Origin of the sequence: Serratia myotis, from assembly GCF_027474885.1 — a bacterium.
Lineage (GTDB): Bacteria > Pseudomonadota > Gammaproteobacteria > Enterobacterales > Enterobacteriaceae > Serratia > Serratia proteamaculans.
The window spans coordinates 3,503,735-3,518,530 of record NZ_CP099707.1; the positions used below are offsets into that span (position 1 = coordinate 3,503,735).

17 protein-coding genes are annotated in these 14,796 nt (G+C 52.9%); 7 read left to right on the top strand and 10 right to left on the bottom strand.

The window, feature by feature from the left end; genetic code table 11:
* Positions 1–457: 457 nt before the first annotated feature.
* Entirely contained in the window at positions 458–1,087 is a 630-nt protein-coding gene (gene rcsA / locus NHG65_RS16630) for a transcriptional regulator RcsA (RefSeq protein ID WP_099064726.1), read from the top strand.
* A 236-nt stretch (positions 1,088–1,323) separates the two neighbouring features.
* Here rcsA and dsrB read toward each other — a convergent pair whose 3' ends face one another.
* The 3 genes from dsrB to NHG65_RS16645 all read right to left on the bottom strand — a co-directional run bounded on the left by dsrB (position 1,324) and on the right by NHG65_RS16645 (position 3,234).
* On the bottom strand, positions 1,324–1,524 hold the full coding sequence (dsrB, locus tag NHG65_RS16635) for a protein DsrB (RefSeq protein WP_085117402.1): 201 nt from the start codon (positions 1,522–1,524) through the stop codon (positions 1,324–1,326).
* 347 nt (positions 1,525–1,871) lie between these two features.
* A complete protein-coding gene (cspE, locus tag NHG65_RS16640; RefSeq protein WP_004946278.1) occupies positions 1,872–2,084 on the bottom strand; it encodes a transcription antiterminator/RNA stability regulator CspE in 213 nt (70 codons plus the stop codon).
* A 283-nt stretch (positions 2,085–2,367) separates the two neighbouring features.
* Positions 2,368–3,234 (bottom strand): ion transporter, encoded by an 867-nt coding sequence (locus NHG65_RS16645; RefSeq protein WP_207978344.1) that lies wholly within the window; start codon positions 3,232–3,234, stop codon positions 2,368–2,370.
* A gap of 153 nt (positions 3,235–3,387) precedes the next feature.
* Between NHG65_RS16645 and NHG65_RS16650 the strand changes: the two genes are divergently transcribed.
* The 3 genes from NHG65_RS16650 to NHG65_RS16660 all read left to right on the top strand — a co-directional run bounded on the left by NHG65_RS16650 (position 3,388) and on the right by NHG65_RS16660 (position 5,659).
* Entirely contained in the window at positions 3,388–3,771 is a 384-nt protein-coding gene (locus NHG65_RS16650; RefSeq protein ID WP_207978343.1) for a hypothetical protein, read from the top strand.
* A 511-nt stretch (positions 3,772–4,282) separates the two neighbouring features.
* Positions 4,283–4,492: a hypothetical protein gene (locus tag NHG65_RS16655; RefSeq protein WP_012145776.1), complete on the top strand. Its 210-nt coding sequence runs from the start codon at positions 4,283–4,285 to the stop codon at positions 4,490–4,492.
* A gap of 159 nt (positions 4,493–4,651) precedes the next feature.
* Positions 4,652–5,659 (top strand): NAD(P)H-quinone oxidoreductase, encoded by a 1,008-nt coding sequence (locus tag NHG65_RS16660; RefSeq protein WP_112349552.1) that lies wholly within the window; start codon positions 4,652–4,654, stop codon positions 5,657–5,659.
* 39 nt (positions 5,660–5,698) lie between these two features.
* Here NHG65_RS16660 and NHG65_RS16665 read toward each other — a convergent pair whose 3' ends face one another.
* Both NHG65_RS16665 and NHG65_RS16670 read right to left on the bottom strand, forming a co-directional pair.
* Entirely contained in the window at positions 5,699–6,778 is a 1,080-nt protein-coding gene (locus tag NHG65_RS16665; protein ID WP_499182442.1) for an endonuclease/exonuclease/phosphatase family protein, read from the bottom strand.
* 109 nt (positions 6,779–6,887) lie between these two features.
* Positions 6,888–7,940, bottom strand: coding sequence for an SDR family oxidoreductase (locus tag NHG65_RS16670; protein ID WP_261426291.1), 1,053 nt, complete (start codon positions 7,938–7,940; stop codon positions 6,888–6,890).
* 115 nt (positions 7,941–8,055) lie between these two features.
* Here NHG65_RS16670 and NHG65_RS16675 point away from each other — a divergent pair, with 115 nt between their 5' ends.
* Positions 8,056–8,988: a LysR family transcriptional regulator gene (locus tag NHG65_RS16675; protein WP_499182443.1), complete on the top strand. Its 933-nt coding sequence runs from the start codon at positions 8,056–8,058 to the stop codon at positions 8,986–8,988.
* 3 nt (positions 8,989–8,991) lie between these two features.
* Here the strand turns inward: NHG65_RS16675 and NHG65_RS16680 are convergent, their stop codons facing one another.
* The 4 genes from NHG65_RS16680 to NHG65_RS16695 form a co-directional block, all read right to left on the bottom strand.
* On the bottom strand, positions 8,992–9,378 hold the full coding sequence (locus tag NHG65_RS16680; protein WP_099064733.1) for a YidB family protein: 387 nt from the start codon (positions 9,376–9,378) through the stop codon (positions 8,992–8,994).
* A 94-nt stretch (positions 9,379–9,472) separates the two neighbouring features.
* Entirely contained in the window at positions 9,473–9,721 is a 249-nt protein-coding gene (locus NHG65_RS16685) for a GlsB/YeaQ/YmgE family stress response membrane protein (RefSeq protein ID WP_099064734.1), read from the bottom strand.
* A gap of 516 nt (positions 9,722–10,237) precedes the next feature.
* Complete coding sequence (locus NHG65_RS16690) at positions 10,238–11,140, bottom strand: LysR family transcriptional regulator (RefSeq protein ID WP_099064735.1); 903 nt, start codon at positions 11,138–11,140, stop codon at positions 10,238–10,240.
* Between the two features lie 53 nt (positions 11,141–11,193).
* Positions 11,194–11,967, bottom strand: coding sequence for an SDR family oxidoreductase (locus tag NHG65_RS16695; protein WP_499182444.1), 774 nt, complete (start codon positions 11,965–11,967; stop codon positions 11,194–11,196).
* A 269-nt stretch (positions 11,968–12,236) separates the two neighbouring features.
* Here NHG65_RS16695 and NHG65_RS16700 point away from each other — a divergent pair, with 269 nt between their 5' ends.
* Complete coding sequence (locus NHG65_RS16700; protein ID WP_099064737.1) at positions 12,237–12,653, top strand: VOC family protein; 417 nt, start codon at positions 12,237–12,239, stop codon at positions 12,651–12,653.
* Between the two features lie 55 nt (positions 12,654–12,708).
* On the opposite strand, the gene NHG65_RS16705 is transcribed toward NHG65_RS16700, so the two are convergent.
* Entirely contained in the window at positions 12,709–12,903 is a 195-nt protein-coding gene (locus tag NHG65_RS16705; protein WP_099064738.1) for a hypothetical protein, read from the bottom strand.
* Between the two features lie 185 nt (positions 12,904–13,088).
* On the opposite strand from NHG65_RS16705, the gene NHG65_RS16710 reads away from it, so the two are divergent.
* Positions 13,089–14,639 (top strand): sensor domain-containing diguanylate cyclase, encoded by a 1,551-nt coding sequence (locus NHG65_RS16710; RefSeq protein ID WP_099064739.1) that lies wholly within the window; start codon positions 13,089–13,091, stop codon positions 14,637–14,639.
* The last annotated feature ends 157 nt before the right edge of the window (positions 14,640–14,796 follow it).

Here is a 14,796-nt window from a genome sequence, read left to right on the forward strand (position 1 = left end):
ATCATTATCAGAACCAAACAAATAAAGCATAAATACATGATAATATTATAAAAAATAAAATAATTCATACTGTTCAACATTCAAACTGATGACGAAACAGGCTAAAAAATGTTAAAAAAACAACACATGAATTTTTTTTAAGAATTTTCCTAGCAATCAAAAATTTCGTTTCGTGACATGATGAACAGATTCGACGGTAAAGATACCAGCAGGCGCGCGGCTCAAGCACCAATTGACGTTACAGCCCCGAAACCTCTGCGGTAGCGGATTATTCTGACTTAAGCTAAACTTATAGGTTCACATTGCTAATTAGTTTAGAAAGAAAATATCGTTGAGTACCGCCGTATTTATTGATAGAACATTCCTATACGTGATTTTTTTGTACTTTTTTGCCTTTTAGGCTTCAGGCTTTTTCTTTTTGTTACCGCGGTAAAACGGATTTAAGTGGGGGTGAGATATGCCAACGATCATTATGGATTCATGCAGCTATACCAGATTAGGTTTAACAGACTACCTGACAACACATGGAGTAAAAAAACGCCAGATTAATGCTATTAATGATATCGACGATCTACATGAAAAATGCAGCAAGTTGAAGCCTAGTCTGGTATTTATTAATGAAGACTGTTTTATACACGAAGCGAACGCGACGGAACGTATAAAAGGGGTGATTTCGCTGCACCCTGACACTTTATTCTTCATCTTTATGGCTATTACCAACGTACATTTTGACGATTATTTATATGTTCGTAAAAATGTCATCATCTCGTCGAAATCAATCAAACCAGAGACTATGAATCAATTACTTAGTCACTATCTGGAGAGAAAAGTCCCCCGTACTGAAAAAACTTCTTTTGATCAGACACCCGTTACGCTGAGCCAAACCGAGTCCAACATGTTACGTATGTGGATGTCGGGTCAGGGCACCATCCAGATATCCGACCAGATGCAAATTAAAGCGAAAACAGTCTCTTCCCATAAGGGAAATATCAAAAGAAAAATTAAAACGCACAACAAGCAGATTATTTACCATGTTGTCCGTTTAACCGACACGCTGACCAGTGGGATATTTGTCAATAGCCGCTAGATGGACAGCTTTGTCGTGTACTCTGCTAAACGTTGGTTTTAAATGTCGTTCAGCCCATAGTGCTGGATATCACACATTTAAATAACCTAAATACCTGCTCGCGACGAAATTCTCGGCCGCGACGGGTATTCCCGCAGTAAAAAATGGATTATTCCTACCGCTACGGAATAATTGCCTGCCGTAAACCTTGCGAATTAAATTAATGTACTGGAGAGGTATTGCCGTTTCCCCCAAGGTTACTTGGGTACCGCCTGCCGTAGCTCAACAAAGGTACCGTCACGGCTGTCTATCTCGTTAAAGAACCAGACACCGGCTGGATAGTCTGGCAAGGACACCAGGTACATGATCCCCTCATTAAACTCTTCCACCGCCAGGATCACTCCTTCGCGGCGCTGCTCACCGTCAGTTTTTACCGTTACCAGATCGTTAGCTTTCATGCCTTGCCCCATCATTTATCATTGATGTCAGTGTATTACACAATGAGGTGAGAAAAATACCGTGCACCACCAGTTAATCCGCTGATCACCTGCATAGCGTCTTCCTACAAGCGTAGCAGGCCATCCGGCATGCGGCTTTTTCACTTTCTTAACGTTTTGTCGGCAGAATCTTAAGCGCGCAACGGGTAGTCTGTTGCCTGGTGCTTCCCCCCCAGAGAAGTACCTGCAAATGAAGAAGTAACAAGGAACTTTTGCCCGCAGACTTGCGGGCTTTTTTTTGCCTGTGGCGAATGACAGACACAAAAAAACCCGCCTTGGCGGGTTTTTATTAATCAGCGAGAGGCCGATTAGATAGCGGTAACGTTAGCCGCTGACGGACCTTTAGCACCGTTCTCGATAGAGAACTGTACGTTCTGGCCTTCAGCCAGGGTCTTGAAGCCTTGATCCTGGATAGCAGAGAAGTGTACGAACACATCTTTGCTGCCGTCTGCTGGAGTGATGAAACCGAAACCTTTAGACTCGTTGAACCACTTCACTTGACCTTTGATCATGTTAGACATGTTAATTCCTACAATATTAAATTTACGCCACCATGGGCAAGAAATAGCCGGTCATCAGTTACTTATGGAGGCACTAGAAAGGAAATTCGTCAGTGAAGTGCTATCTAGGATAACGCTTTAAATTTGAACTACTTTACTCAAAATGTCGTGCATAAATAGGTCTGTACCACAGGCCGAGAAGCATTAACTCACGATGAGACTTTAATAGCAACTCTTTTTATAAGCCCCTCGGTGGAAACGGGACCAAACGCGCAGGATTTAAACCACTTAGCTCGATTTTTAATCATTTCTGGCTGTGTTTCCCCGTTAACGGAGGGAGCAGGCTGCCGCAAAATTTACAAAATGCAGAATCCGTCTCGTGGCCACCTCGTTGACATTGCTCACAATTTCGCCTTTCGCGGTTGCGTTGCAACTCCTGTGACATATAAGCCGTCAGAATGCCGGTCGGTACCGCAATGATTGAGTAACCCAACAGGATCAGTACCGAGGTCAATAACCGCCCCAACGGGGTATGAGGAACAATATCACCGTATCCCACGGTGGTCAGTGTCACTACCGCCCAATAGACGGAGGCCGCCAGGCTGGTAAAGCCCCCACTCCCGCCCTCAACCGCATACATCAGGCCGCCAAAGACACACAGCACCACGGCGACAAAACCAAAAAACATCGCCAGCTTATGACGCGCCAACTTGATGCTGCGCCAGATCATGCCCATCTCACTCATGTAACGCAGCAGCTTCAACACCCGTAATACCCGCAGTATTCGCACGACTCGCAGTAGCATCACGAATTCTACCGTCATATGCGGGTACAGCCAGATGATGTACATCGGTAACACCGTCAATAAATCGACAACGCCGAAAAAACTGCGGGCATAGTGCTGGTCAGGTGGCGTGCTCCAGAGTCGGAGCAAATATTCACACGTGAAAATAACGGTAAAAATAATCTCGGTGCAAAAGAAAAGATAAATGGCTTGCTGGCCCGGAGCGTACAAGGCGCTGCCGCCCGGCTCAAGGAACAGCAGCACCACGCTGAGCAATGCGGTGCTGACCCAAAAAGCCTCCATCCTGCGACCGCTGCGGGAATGGTTGTCGAACAGCAGTCGATAGCTGCGTTGGCGTAGGTTCAACGCCGCAGTGTCAGTGGTCATAGTTCGATGTCTTATAAAGAGAAGTTACTGATAGAGTAGACCTGAACATTGACGCCGCCAACTCCCGCGCCGGCGATGAATAAGCACAAATGATAGTAATTCTCGTCTGGCTGATTTATAGTTGCGCTGCGTAACTATAAAGGGAGATTGACCATGCTGAGATGGCATACGCTGGCAGCGTCCTGCTGCACCGCTCTGTTGATACTGAGCACCCCAGCCCAGGCGCTGGACTTGTCCTACACCGCACCGGAGCCCAGCATCAAACCGGCACCCGCACCGCAAACCGCCCTTGGCCCAGAAAAAAAAGCCGTCAAGCCGCCGGTGGTGTGGTCAGAAACCGAAGACAAAACCGGTTTTCGCGTTGATATGGAATGTGATCATCCCGGCTGCAGCCGTCCGCGCGCCAAGCCGTATTCATCCCTTAATTACGGCCCGAATCTTGGCCCGGTGAAAAAAACCGATCGCCGCCGCCAGTCAGATCCCTACTCCACCGATCAGGAGCCTGATTACAACGTGAGCATGGGTTATCAGTGGTAGCGGCGCTTTAAGAGTTATCCCTATAGCTGCCGCCGCGTGCAATTCATACAATGGCGACCTGTTCACCACTCCTCCTGGTGCTGAACACAACAAGCTGTGTTGCAATATTTTATGCGCCTCTCTATAGGCGCTTTTTTTATCTCTGAATTTCAGTCACCTGGCTTCTTACAGAATGGTCTCATTGCGGCATAACGTGATAACTGTCACAAATAGCCGCTCCTTAGCCATGCTTTATCGGAGGGTTGTCAGATGGCGACTGAATATCTACTTTTGCTGGCCGCATTAGCCGGCATTTCAGGGTTCGCGTTGTATAAGCACTTTAAATCACAGAAGAAAAGCACCCTATTGCGTCCACACGATCGTTAACGCAAGCGTTACTGGAGCATGGCATCGGCGCTATGCTCCAGGCCACAAGTCCACGCTCTGTCATTTTTTTATCACAAAATTGTCACAATACAGCCATATCATGGTCGACGATTATCCGCTCTGGCTCAATACCAAGGATTTCGTTATGACTACCATTAGAGCAACAAACCACCAGGAAGCAGAAAAGCTGATCCGCTACGGCACGGCTAAGAAAATCGAACTGGCCTATGACATCGACAGCGATGACTTTTTCCAGCTTGCCAGCCTGTGGTGTGATCGCGGTGCCAAAATCTCCAAAGGGAAAGAACATTTTATCGTCTCGCTAAAAGGTTTTCGCATCCCGCCCAACGATTAATCCCATGCCGCCCCTGCGGCGGCGCCCCACTTTCCCGTATTGAAACCGCCCAATGATCCACATTCTCCCCTCAGCATTTCTGTAAGATAAATTATGAATTACAGCAGGCGGTTACCTACACTGGTTACTGCGCCTGAACGCCAACTGAGGAGAACCACCATGTCAGCCAACCCAGCGCTGCCCAGCACCATGAAAGTCATCGAAATCAGCCAGCCTGGCGAACCCGAGGTTCTGGTTAGTAGCCAAAGGCCACTGCCGACCCTGCAACAGGGAGAAATTCTGGTGAAAGTTGCCGCTGCCGGCGTTAACCGTCCTGACGTGCTGCAACGCCGGGGTCAGTACGCGCCACCACCCGGCGCATCGGATATTCCTGGTCTGGAGATCGCCGGTGTGGTGGTCGCCACCGGCGTAGGCGTGCAAAATTATGCCATCGGCGACAAGGTGTGTGCCCTGATTGCCGGCGGCGGTTATGCAGAATACTGCAAGGTCCATGAAAGCAACGCACTGCCGGTCCCCGAGGGCTTTAGCCTGATTGAAGCGGCGGCGATCCCGGAAACCTTCTTTACCGTCTGGGTCAATGTGTTCCAACGCGGGCATCTGAAGGCCGGTGAAACCGTGTTGATCCACGGCGGCACCTCCGGCATTGGCACCGTGGCAACCCTGCTGGCGAAAGCCTTCTGCGCCCGGGTGATCACCACCGTCGGCTCCGAAGAAAAACGCCAGGCCAGCCTGGCATTGGGTGCCGATGTGTCGATTAACTACCGCAACGAAGATTTTGTTGAGCAGACCCAACGCGCCACTAACGGCAAGGGCGCCGACGTGATTGTCGATCTGATTGCCGGTGACTACGTGGCGAAGAACTATCAGGCGGCAGCGATGGACGGCCGCATTGTGCAAATCGGCACCCAGAACGGCGTGGTGAAGGAATTGAACCTGATGCCGCTGCTGATCAAACGCCTGACCCACACCGGCTCCACCCTGCGCGCGCGTAGCGTGGAAGATAAGGCGCAAATTGCCGCTGATTTGCTGCAGAAGGTTTGGCCGCTGCTGGAACGCGGAACGTTAAAACCCCAGATCTTCAAAACCTTCCCGCTGGAACAGGCGGCCGAAGCCCATGCATTGATGGAGTCCAGCCAGCATATTGGCAAAATCATGCTGACTGTCTAAACCCGAATACCCCGCAGCCTGCACTGCGGGGTTATGGTTTCAGGTACCTGGCGTGTGCACGTCTTCCGGAGATGAGTCGGTATTGGCCAGTTTCTCCTGCGCCAGCGCTTCGTCTTCGCGGTCTTTCTCCAGGCTTTCCTGCTGTGCCCCCTGCCTTGGTGAATAGACCAACTCCACCATTATCGGGAAGTGATCCGAACCTACGTGGGTTAAACGACGCAGCGAACCGAGAACAAAGTCATCGCTGTGAAACACGTGATCCAGTGGCCAACGCAGGAACGGGTAGCCGGCATGAAAGGTGCTGAACATGCCGCGCCCGCGACGCGGATCCAACAGGCCGCTGACTTTCAAAAACAGCCGGGTGGTGGTCGACCAGGCCACATCATTCAGATCGCCGGTCACAATCACCGGAACCTCCGATTTGGCCACGCTTTTCCCCACCATCACCAGTTCGGCGTCGCGGTCTTCCGATTCTTCATTTTCGGTCGGGCTCGGCGGCATCGGATGAACACAGTGCAGACGTACCTGTGGCCCTTGCGGCAAATGCACCATCATGTGCATCGACGGGATCTGCTCATCCACCAGATACTGTATTTGCGCATCGCTGAGTTTCAGCCGTGAATAGACATGCATGCCGTACAGGTTATCCAGCGGACATTTCAAACTGTGGGGATAGTCCTGCTCCAGCGCCGACAGTTGCTGCTCCCACCAACCATCGGTTTCTACCGCCACCAGCACGTCCGGTCGTTCGGTCGCCACCAGTGCCAGCAGTTTATCCGCCTGGCGATTGGGCGTTAATACGTTGGATACCAGAATGCGGATGCGCGGCTTCTTCTGATAGCCGGTAAAACCCAGCACCTGAGGTTTGCTCAGCCGGGTATAGGGGTAAATCCACGCGGCCTGATAAACCACACAGGCCAGGTTTACCGCCATCATGCCCCACACCCAGGGTGACAACGGCACAAACAGCAGGTTAAGCAATAACACCAATAACGAAAGCGCCAGTATTTGCAGGCGGGGAAAGTCCCACACCCGGATCCACCAGGCTGCATGCTTTGAAAGTGGCGCAATGGTCACCAGCGCCAGCAAAAGCGTCAGTATGGCGGTAATCCCTGTCACGGTTAATTCCTCATCATCGATCCGGGCCTGTCGGGGTGACGGCCTCCTGACTGCCGCGTTTGGCGGCAGCCAAAGATTGCCATAAAAAACGCCCGTCCCGCCAGCCGACTTAAGGAATAATCTTGCGACGGCGGAATTCGTCAAACAGCGCGAACAGCATCGCCTCGGTTTCGACAAATTGATGGAAGCCAAAGCGGCGCGCCTTACTGCCATCGGCAAACATGTCGTAATCCCACGAGAAAACAAAGTCGGCAAAGCGCCAACTCGCTACCGCACGGTAATCCGCTTCGACCAACTCATGCTGTTGCGCCAGGGCCTGCCACAGCTCATTTTTATCCTCCATCACCGACGCCAGCGGCATCGGCAACGGCGGAGCGACCTCCAGATCAAAATAACCGGCAATTTTCGGCCACAGCTCGCTCCAGCGAAACAGGTCACCGTTATTGATATTAAACGCCTGATTAGCGGCCGCAGGCTCAGTCGCCGCCCACAGCGTAGCGCGCGCCAGCAGCCCGGCGTCGGTCATTTCCAGCAGGCTGTGGTAAGCCCCGGGTTTGCCGGGAAAACGTAACGGCAGCCCCAGCGCCTTGCTGATAGAGGCATAAACCGCCAGGGTCAGCGCCAGGTTCATCGGGTTGCCCAGCGAGAAGCCGCCGACCACGCTGGGACGGATTGCGCTCCAGTGCCAGTTTTTCCCTTGCTGGCGCTGTTCAAGATAGCTTTGCTGCGCCAGGTTGAACTCCGGCGGCATGTGCCCGGCATCACTCTCCCGCGCCGGAGTTTTGAACGGCCCCAAATGAGCGCCATACACTTTATAGCCCTGCATCAGGCTGATGTGCTCCAACCCTTGCGCTACCGGTTCCAGCGCTTCCACCACATGGCTCAGCATCGCCAGATTAGGCGCCACCAGCCCCGCCCAGTCCGGGGCGTCCTGATAGGCGGCGTAGAAAATGTGGCTGACCTGGGTCAGCGAACGCAAGGCATCGCGTGTGGCTTGTGCATTCAGCAGGTCGACCGCCAGATAACGCACCTGCGGCCGGTCAACGCCTCCGCGCCGGGACAAACCCACCACCTGCCAACCTTGTTGCTCCAGTTCTTCAATCAGCTTGCCGCCAATAACGCCGTTAGCACCGACCACCAGCGCCAGTTTATTGTTTTGCATGTTGTGTCTCCGGTTTCGTATCGCTTGAGACTTTCACTTTGATTGATTAACAAAGCTTGCGGTAGAGGGCCTTTACCATTAACACTTATAAGATAAATCTATAGATGGAGTGGCGATGGACAAGCTGAGCGCGATGAATACCTTCGTCCGGGTCGCGGAACTGGGCAGCCTCTCGGCCGTCGCCCGCGATCTGGGCCTGACCCAGCCTGCCGTCAGCCAGCAGATTGCCGGTTTGGAGCAGCAACTGGGCGTGCAGTTACTGTTTCGTAGTACCCGTGCGGTGACGCTGACCGACGCCGGCGCGGGCTATTACCGGCAGGTCAAACCGATTCTGGCGGCGGTGGGTGAAGCGGAAGAAGCGCTACACGGCCAAAACCTGCGGCTGCAAGGGTCGTTACGCATCCATGCACCAACGGGGTTCGGCCAACAGCACCTGACGCCACTGGCAATTGCCTTTCAGCAACAGCATCCAGATCTGAATATCGAACTGTTGTTGGACGATCGTCGGGCGGATGTGATTGCGGAAGGCATCGATGTGGCGATCCGCTTTGGCGAATTGAGTTCACCGGGGATGGTGGCGCGGCGGCTGGGAGAGTTACAGCGTATTCTGGTGGCCTCACCGGCCTACCTGGCGGCACAGGGCGAACCGCAAAGCCTGAAGGAACTGGCAGCCCATCCACATATCCGCTACAGCGGCCTGAGCGACGGGGACACGCTGACGTTAATCGGCCCTGATGGTACCGAGGTGGTGGCGTTGCGCCCGGTATTCCGCGCTAACAATACGTTTTCACTGCTGGCGGCGATTGAATCAGGGCTGGGTATTGGCGGCGCACAGCGGCCGCTGATCGGTCGACAATTGGCTAGTGGCGCACTGGTCCCCATCTTGCCGGCCTGGCGTTATCCGCCGATGGCGCTGCATGCGGTTTATCCCGCTGCACGGTTTATACCCGGCAAAGTGCGGGCCTGGGTAGATTATTTGCAGGGGGCATTGGGGAACATTAAGGGTGTGACGCTAAATTATGCCCCCGACAAGGTGCCGGGGGCATAAATCTTATTTGAACAGTTTGCCGACCATATCGCCCAGTTCGTTACTGTTCTGCTGCACTTCACCATTTGGCGAGGCGGCGTCAGCGACCGTTGGCAGGAACTGCGCAATGGTGGCGGATGCCTGAGCCGGATCGATACCCAGCTTTTCGGCCAGTTGGTTAATGGCATCGCTGCCCAGCGCCTGCTGCACGTGATCGCCGCTGATCTGCTGGTTTTCACCGTTACCCAGCCATGAACCGACCACATCGCCGAATTGTCCCTGACGGAATTTGTCCAGGATCGCCTGCAGGCCACCCTGTTGCTCAACCCATTGCATGATGGCGACGTAATCGATGCCTTTACCGTTGGCGCCGCCCAGAATGTTGCCCAATACGCTATCAAACAGACCCATGATCTTCCCCTTCCAGCCGTCGGCTCAGGCCGCTCGACCCTTGTGATTTAACGAAAAAAGGGCCGCCGCAGCGACCCTGTTGATCAGTATCTGATTAGTTTCTGATCTTTCTGTAGACAAAAAGCACCACCAGGGCACCGATGACTGCGACAACAAAGCTGCCCAGATTGAAGCCATCAACACGACCCATACCGAAGAAGGTACTGATATAGCCGCCGACAACTGCACCGATGACGCCCAGGATGACGGTCACGATAAAGCCACCGCCGTCTTTGCCCGGCATGATCCATTTAGCCAGGATACCGGCGATTAACCCAAAAATGATCCAGGAAATGATGCCCATTTTTACTCTCCCTATTACTTTTTGCCTAAAAGAAACCCTATCACCAGGCCCATGATGGCACCTGCTCCAACCCTGACGATACTTTCACAACTCTATTGCCCTATGCCGAGCATTACCGGCAGCGCGATACAGGGGTGAATCTTGATAAACACGCATCTTCACACTGTTACTATAGTCAAATATCAGCAGTTTACCCATTTCCGTCCGTCTGAATTTTAGGGTAAAAAAATCGACCGAATTCATCCCACTGTCATTTCTGCACGCTATAACAAAGGGAATCATCCCGCAGGAGACAGACCATGACCAATACGCCGTTTCTGCTGATACTGGCCACGCTTTACGCCCTGGCTGCCGTCTGGGATGGCTCTGCCACCCTACTGCTGATGTAATGTTACACACCCTTTGTCACTTTTTTGATGATTTTAATTGTGTCTTGTTTTTACAGAAGATTAATTACCTGAAAGCCAACAACAAATTCCCCTGTGCTTGGATAAAAATCCCATTGGCCGTCAAAGGTCAGATCTCACAAAAGGGTTTGATCAATTGTTTAAACCACTCGGCAAAAGCGGTTAAACGTGCGGAACGCTGGCGACGATGAGGATAAAGTAGCGCAATGCTCATCGAGGGCGGCCGGGCCTGCGGCAAGATCTCACACAGGCTGCCATTATCCAGGTAATGCTGAACATCAAAACGCGGTATCTGCATCATTCCCAACCCCGCCAGGCAACAGCCGATATAATTTTCTGCATTATTTACCGTCACCCGACTGCGCAGCGTTTTTTCAACGCACTGTTCATCCTGCTGCCATTGCCAGCTATCCGCCCCTGTCAGAGTCGGCTGCGCGTAGCCCACGACCCAATGATCGTCCAACTGATCAGGGTGTGCAGGCGTTCCGTAACGTTGCAGATAATCCGGGCTGGCGCAGTTGATCATGCTCAGGCGACCCAGCGGCTGGCTGACCAGGCTGCTGTCGCTGAGACTACCGACACGCACCACGCAGTCGATCCCTTCCTGGATCAGATCGATCGAACGGTCGCTGGCGCTGAGAAACAGTTGAATTTCGGGGTACTGCAGAAAAAAGTCCGGTAACGCCGGTACAATCATTCGCCGGGCAATACGGCTGGGGACATCGACCGTCAAACGGCCATCGATCGGGCCATTGTGCCGATGAAACAAAGTGTCCAATGTTTGCACGTCTAACAGCAGGTCACGCGCTTTTTCGAGCAACAGCTCACCATCGCTGGTCAGTTGTACCCGGCGAGTGGTGCGATGAAACAGGCGGGCACCCATTTCGTGTTCCAGTTGCTGTATCGCCGCCGAAACCGTGGTTTTTGGCATCATCAGAATTTGCGAAGCGCGGATAAAACTGCCCACCTCGGCAACCTGGATAAACACCCGTAATCTCCCTATTTTATCCACCGGCAGTGCATCCTGTTAAACAGGCTGCGGCACCGGCCGCAGCAGAATTGATATTAACGGGTAGTATAGCCACCGTTGGCAAACAGCGTCTGCCCGGTGATCCACCAGCCGTCGGTGACCAAAAACTTGACGATCGGCGCGATGTCTTCAATGTCGGTCAGGCCGGTTTTCGAGAACTTGCTCAGCGCAGCGGCTGTACTGTGATACGCCACGGCCTCTTTGCTTTCCTGACCGTAGAAGAACGGGGTGTCCATGGGGCCGGGGCCGATGGCATTCACGCTGATGCCGCGTTCGCCAAACTCCTTGGATGCCGCACGGGTAAAGTGCTCCACCGGTGCCTTGCTCCCTGGATAGACCGCATAGAACGGCGTATAAGCCGCCAGCAGTGAACTGACGATCGACACAATTCGGCCGTTATCGGCCAGATGCTTGCCCGCCTGCTGAATAAAGAAGAAAGCCGCCTTGGAATTGATGTCGAAACTGCTGTCGTAATCCGCTTCGGTCACCTCGGCAATCGGTTTTTTGATCACCAGACCGGCGGTATTGACGGCAATATCCACTTTGCCAAATACCTTGATCGCTTCCTCAAACAGGTGTGCCACGTTAGCCGGTTGGGTCAGATCGCCCTGCACCAGGATCGCCTTGGCGCCCGCCGCGTTAACCGCCTTCAGCGTTTCCTCCGCTGCCGCCCGGGTCGCATCACTGTTGTAATGCACAACCACCGCCGCAGCCCCGCTGGCCGCCAGATCGCGTGCCACCAGGCCACCCAGGTTCTTGGCACCGCCAGCGATCAACACCACTTTTCCATTCAAAGATTGCTTGCTCATTACAGTGACTCCATTAGTGAAGGTTGCAACGAGTATAGGAACCCTGACCGCTCAGATAATCTGTCCAAATCGGGATGAACCATCCCGCTTTTTCGGCCAATAGGCCTGAGGAGGTAATAAATCTCCATAGCGTGATCGAACAGCCGCGCATTCAGCATAATTCGCACTACACTTGTAAGTTTCCAACGGTAATAGTCGCAAATCGAAACTATTGCTCCCTGCCCGCCGGCCGCTAAACGCCCAGACGGGCCATAACAGAGGTCAATGTCATGGTGATTCAACCCTATTTGTTCTTTAGCGGTAACTGTGAACAGGCGGTGAACTTTTACGTGCAGCAGCTAGGTGCGACGCTTGAAATGATGATGCGTTACAAAGAGATGCCCGAGGAAGCCAAACAGGGCAACCCGCAGGATGTCAATCCGGAGTCCATCATGCATGCCCGGTTGCTGATCGGTGAAACGGCGCTGATGGCCTCGGATGGCTGCCCACAAGATGGCGCCGACGCATCACACAAAGGATTTGCCCTGTCACTCAACCCGACGACCGTGGAGCAAGGCCGCGAACTGTTTGAAAAACTGTCGCAGGGCGGCCAGGTGACCATGCCTTACCAGTCCACCTTCTGGGCCAAAGGTTTTGGCATGCTGACCGACCAGTTTGGCGTCAACTGGATGGTTAACGTTGAATAGCCCGTCATCCCGCTGCGGTGTGCGCCACCAATAGCGAACATCGCAGCAGCAATCCTCAGTTATAGCGATACCAGTCATAGGCCGCCATGGCGAACAGCACAAACAACGCAGTCAACAGCACCAATCCCAAACGCCAATAAGGCGACTTACGCTGCCGCCAGGCAAAGGCGATCATTAACGCCAGCACTCCCAGGGTCAGCGGGTAATAAACCACCAGCGTCAACAAAGTAATAATGATGTAGTCAGACATGCAAGCGATCCCTGTATTCTCTCGGCCGGTTTAGCGCGAAGGATATAATCGGAGCCAATATATTCTTCCTCTGCCCTCAACAACTTATTCATTTTCACCGTTTAAGGAGTAGTGGTCCAGGTGATTAACGAATAAGATGTAGGATTGTTCTTAGCGCGATTTGAATATTTTACAGCAAGGGTGACATGACACAGCAGCAACCGCAGGATGCCGAACGGCCACGCAACGGTAAAAATTCCCCGTTATTATTTCAGGCCGGCGTGTTCGTCGTCATCGTTGCCGTCACGCTGGTGCTGTTTAACGCCTGGCAGATTTGGAATGCCTATCAACGCGACTTGCAAAGCGCCGAACTGGAATCCGCCAATCTGGCCCGCGCGTTAGCGCAGCATGCCGACGATACCTTTATGCAGACAGACAGCACGCTGTCTGACCTGAGCGAACGTATTCAAATTGACGGCCTGGCTCAACACCCCCTGCTGCGACTGCAGAAAGTGATGCAAACACAGGTGGGCAATCAGCCCCAGTTGCATGGCCTGTTTGTTTACGACGCCCGTGGCAATTGGATCGTCACCTCATCGGGCCGGTTCGTACAAAACGCCAATAACGCCGACCGCGAGTATTTTAAATATCACCTCGATCACAACAGTAACGCGATCTATATCGGCAAGGTGGTACGCAGCCGCTCTACCGGCGATTTGATCATTCCGGTATCACGCCGTATCAACAACCCGGACGGCAGCTTTGCCGGAGTGATACTGGCCACGCTGTATGTCGATTATTTCCGCCAGTTCTACGATACCTTTGCGCTGAACAGTGACGCTTCACTCAACCTGTTACTGGCTGACGGCACCATTCTCTACCGTCGCCCTTACTCCCTTAACGCCATCGGCAAGAATATCGCCGAGGGCGTGCTGTTCCGTGAGATTCTGCCGCACTCCGAATTCGGCAATGCCACTATCACCTCCCGTTACGACAAGGTAGAGCGGATTTATGGCTATTCGCGGGTCAACCGCTATCCGCTGGTGATCGCCGCCGGGTTATCGAAGCAAGATGCGCTATCCGACTGGCGTAATGATTCCAGCGTGTTTGCCCTCGGCGGTGCCACCCTGCTGGCCATTCTGCTGGCGATGGGGCTGGTGCTGATGCGTCAAATTAACCACAGCGTGCGCACCGAAGCCGAACTGATGCGCACTCGCGATCAGCTAACCAGCATCAATCGGACGCTGGAGGAGCTGGCATTGCTGGACGGCCTGACTGGCCTGGCCAACCGCCGCCAGTTTGATATCGCCTTGAAGAATGAGCTGATGCGCGCTTCTCGCAATTACCGCAGCGTGGCGCTGCTGATGTTGGATATCGACTGTTTCAAGCAATATAACGACATCTACGGCCACGTCGCCGGTGACCAGTGTCTGCAACAGATCGGGCAAATGCTCAAGGGAATGGCCAGCCGCAGTAATGATATTATGGCCCGTTACGGCGGAGAGGAAATGGCCATTATATTGCCGGATACCGACGTTCAGGGGGCACTGATTTTCGCCGAGCGCGTCATCGAAGCGGTGCGCGATTTGAAAATCCCGCATCAGGGCAACCCGCATGGTATCGTCACCATCAGCATAGGTATCTATGCCAAGGTGCCACATATGTATAACGACACGCCAATGAGCTTTATCAATCAGGCGGACAGCGCCCTGTATCAAGCCAAGGCCCAGGGTAAAAACCGTATTTATACCGCTTAATCTGCCGGGGCCGTCTCTGACCAGGGCGGCCCTGGATAAACGCCGGGCAATCGACAAAAACAAAACCAACCCACTGATTAAAAACATAAAAACCAATTTATATCTTTAATTGATTACCGATGAAAATTAATTGATTTCAGCCCAGTCTATTTTACCC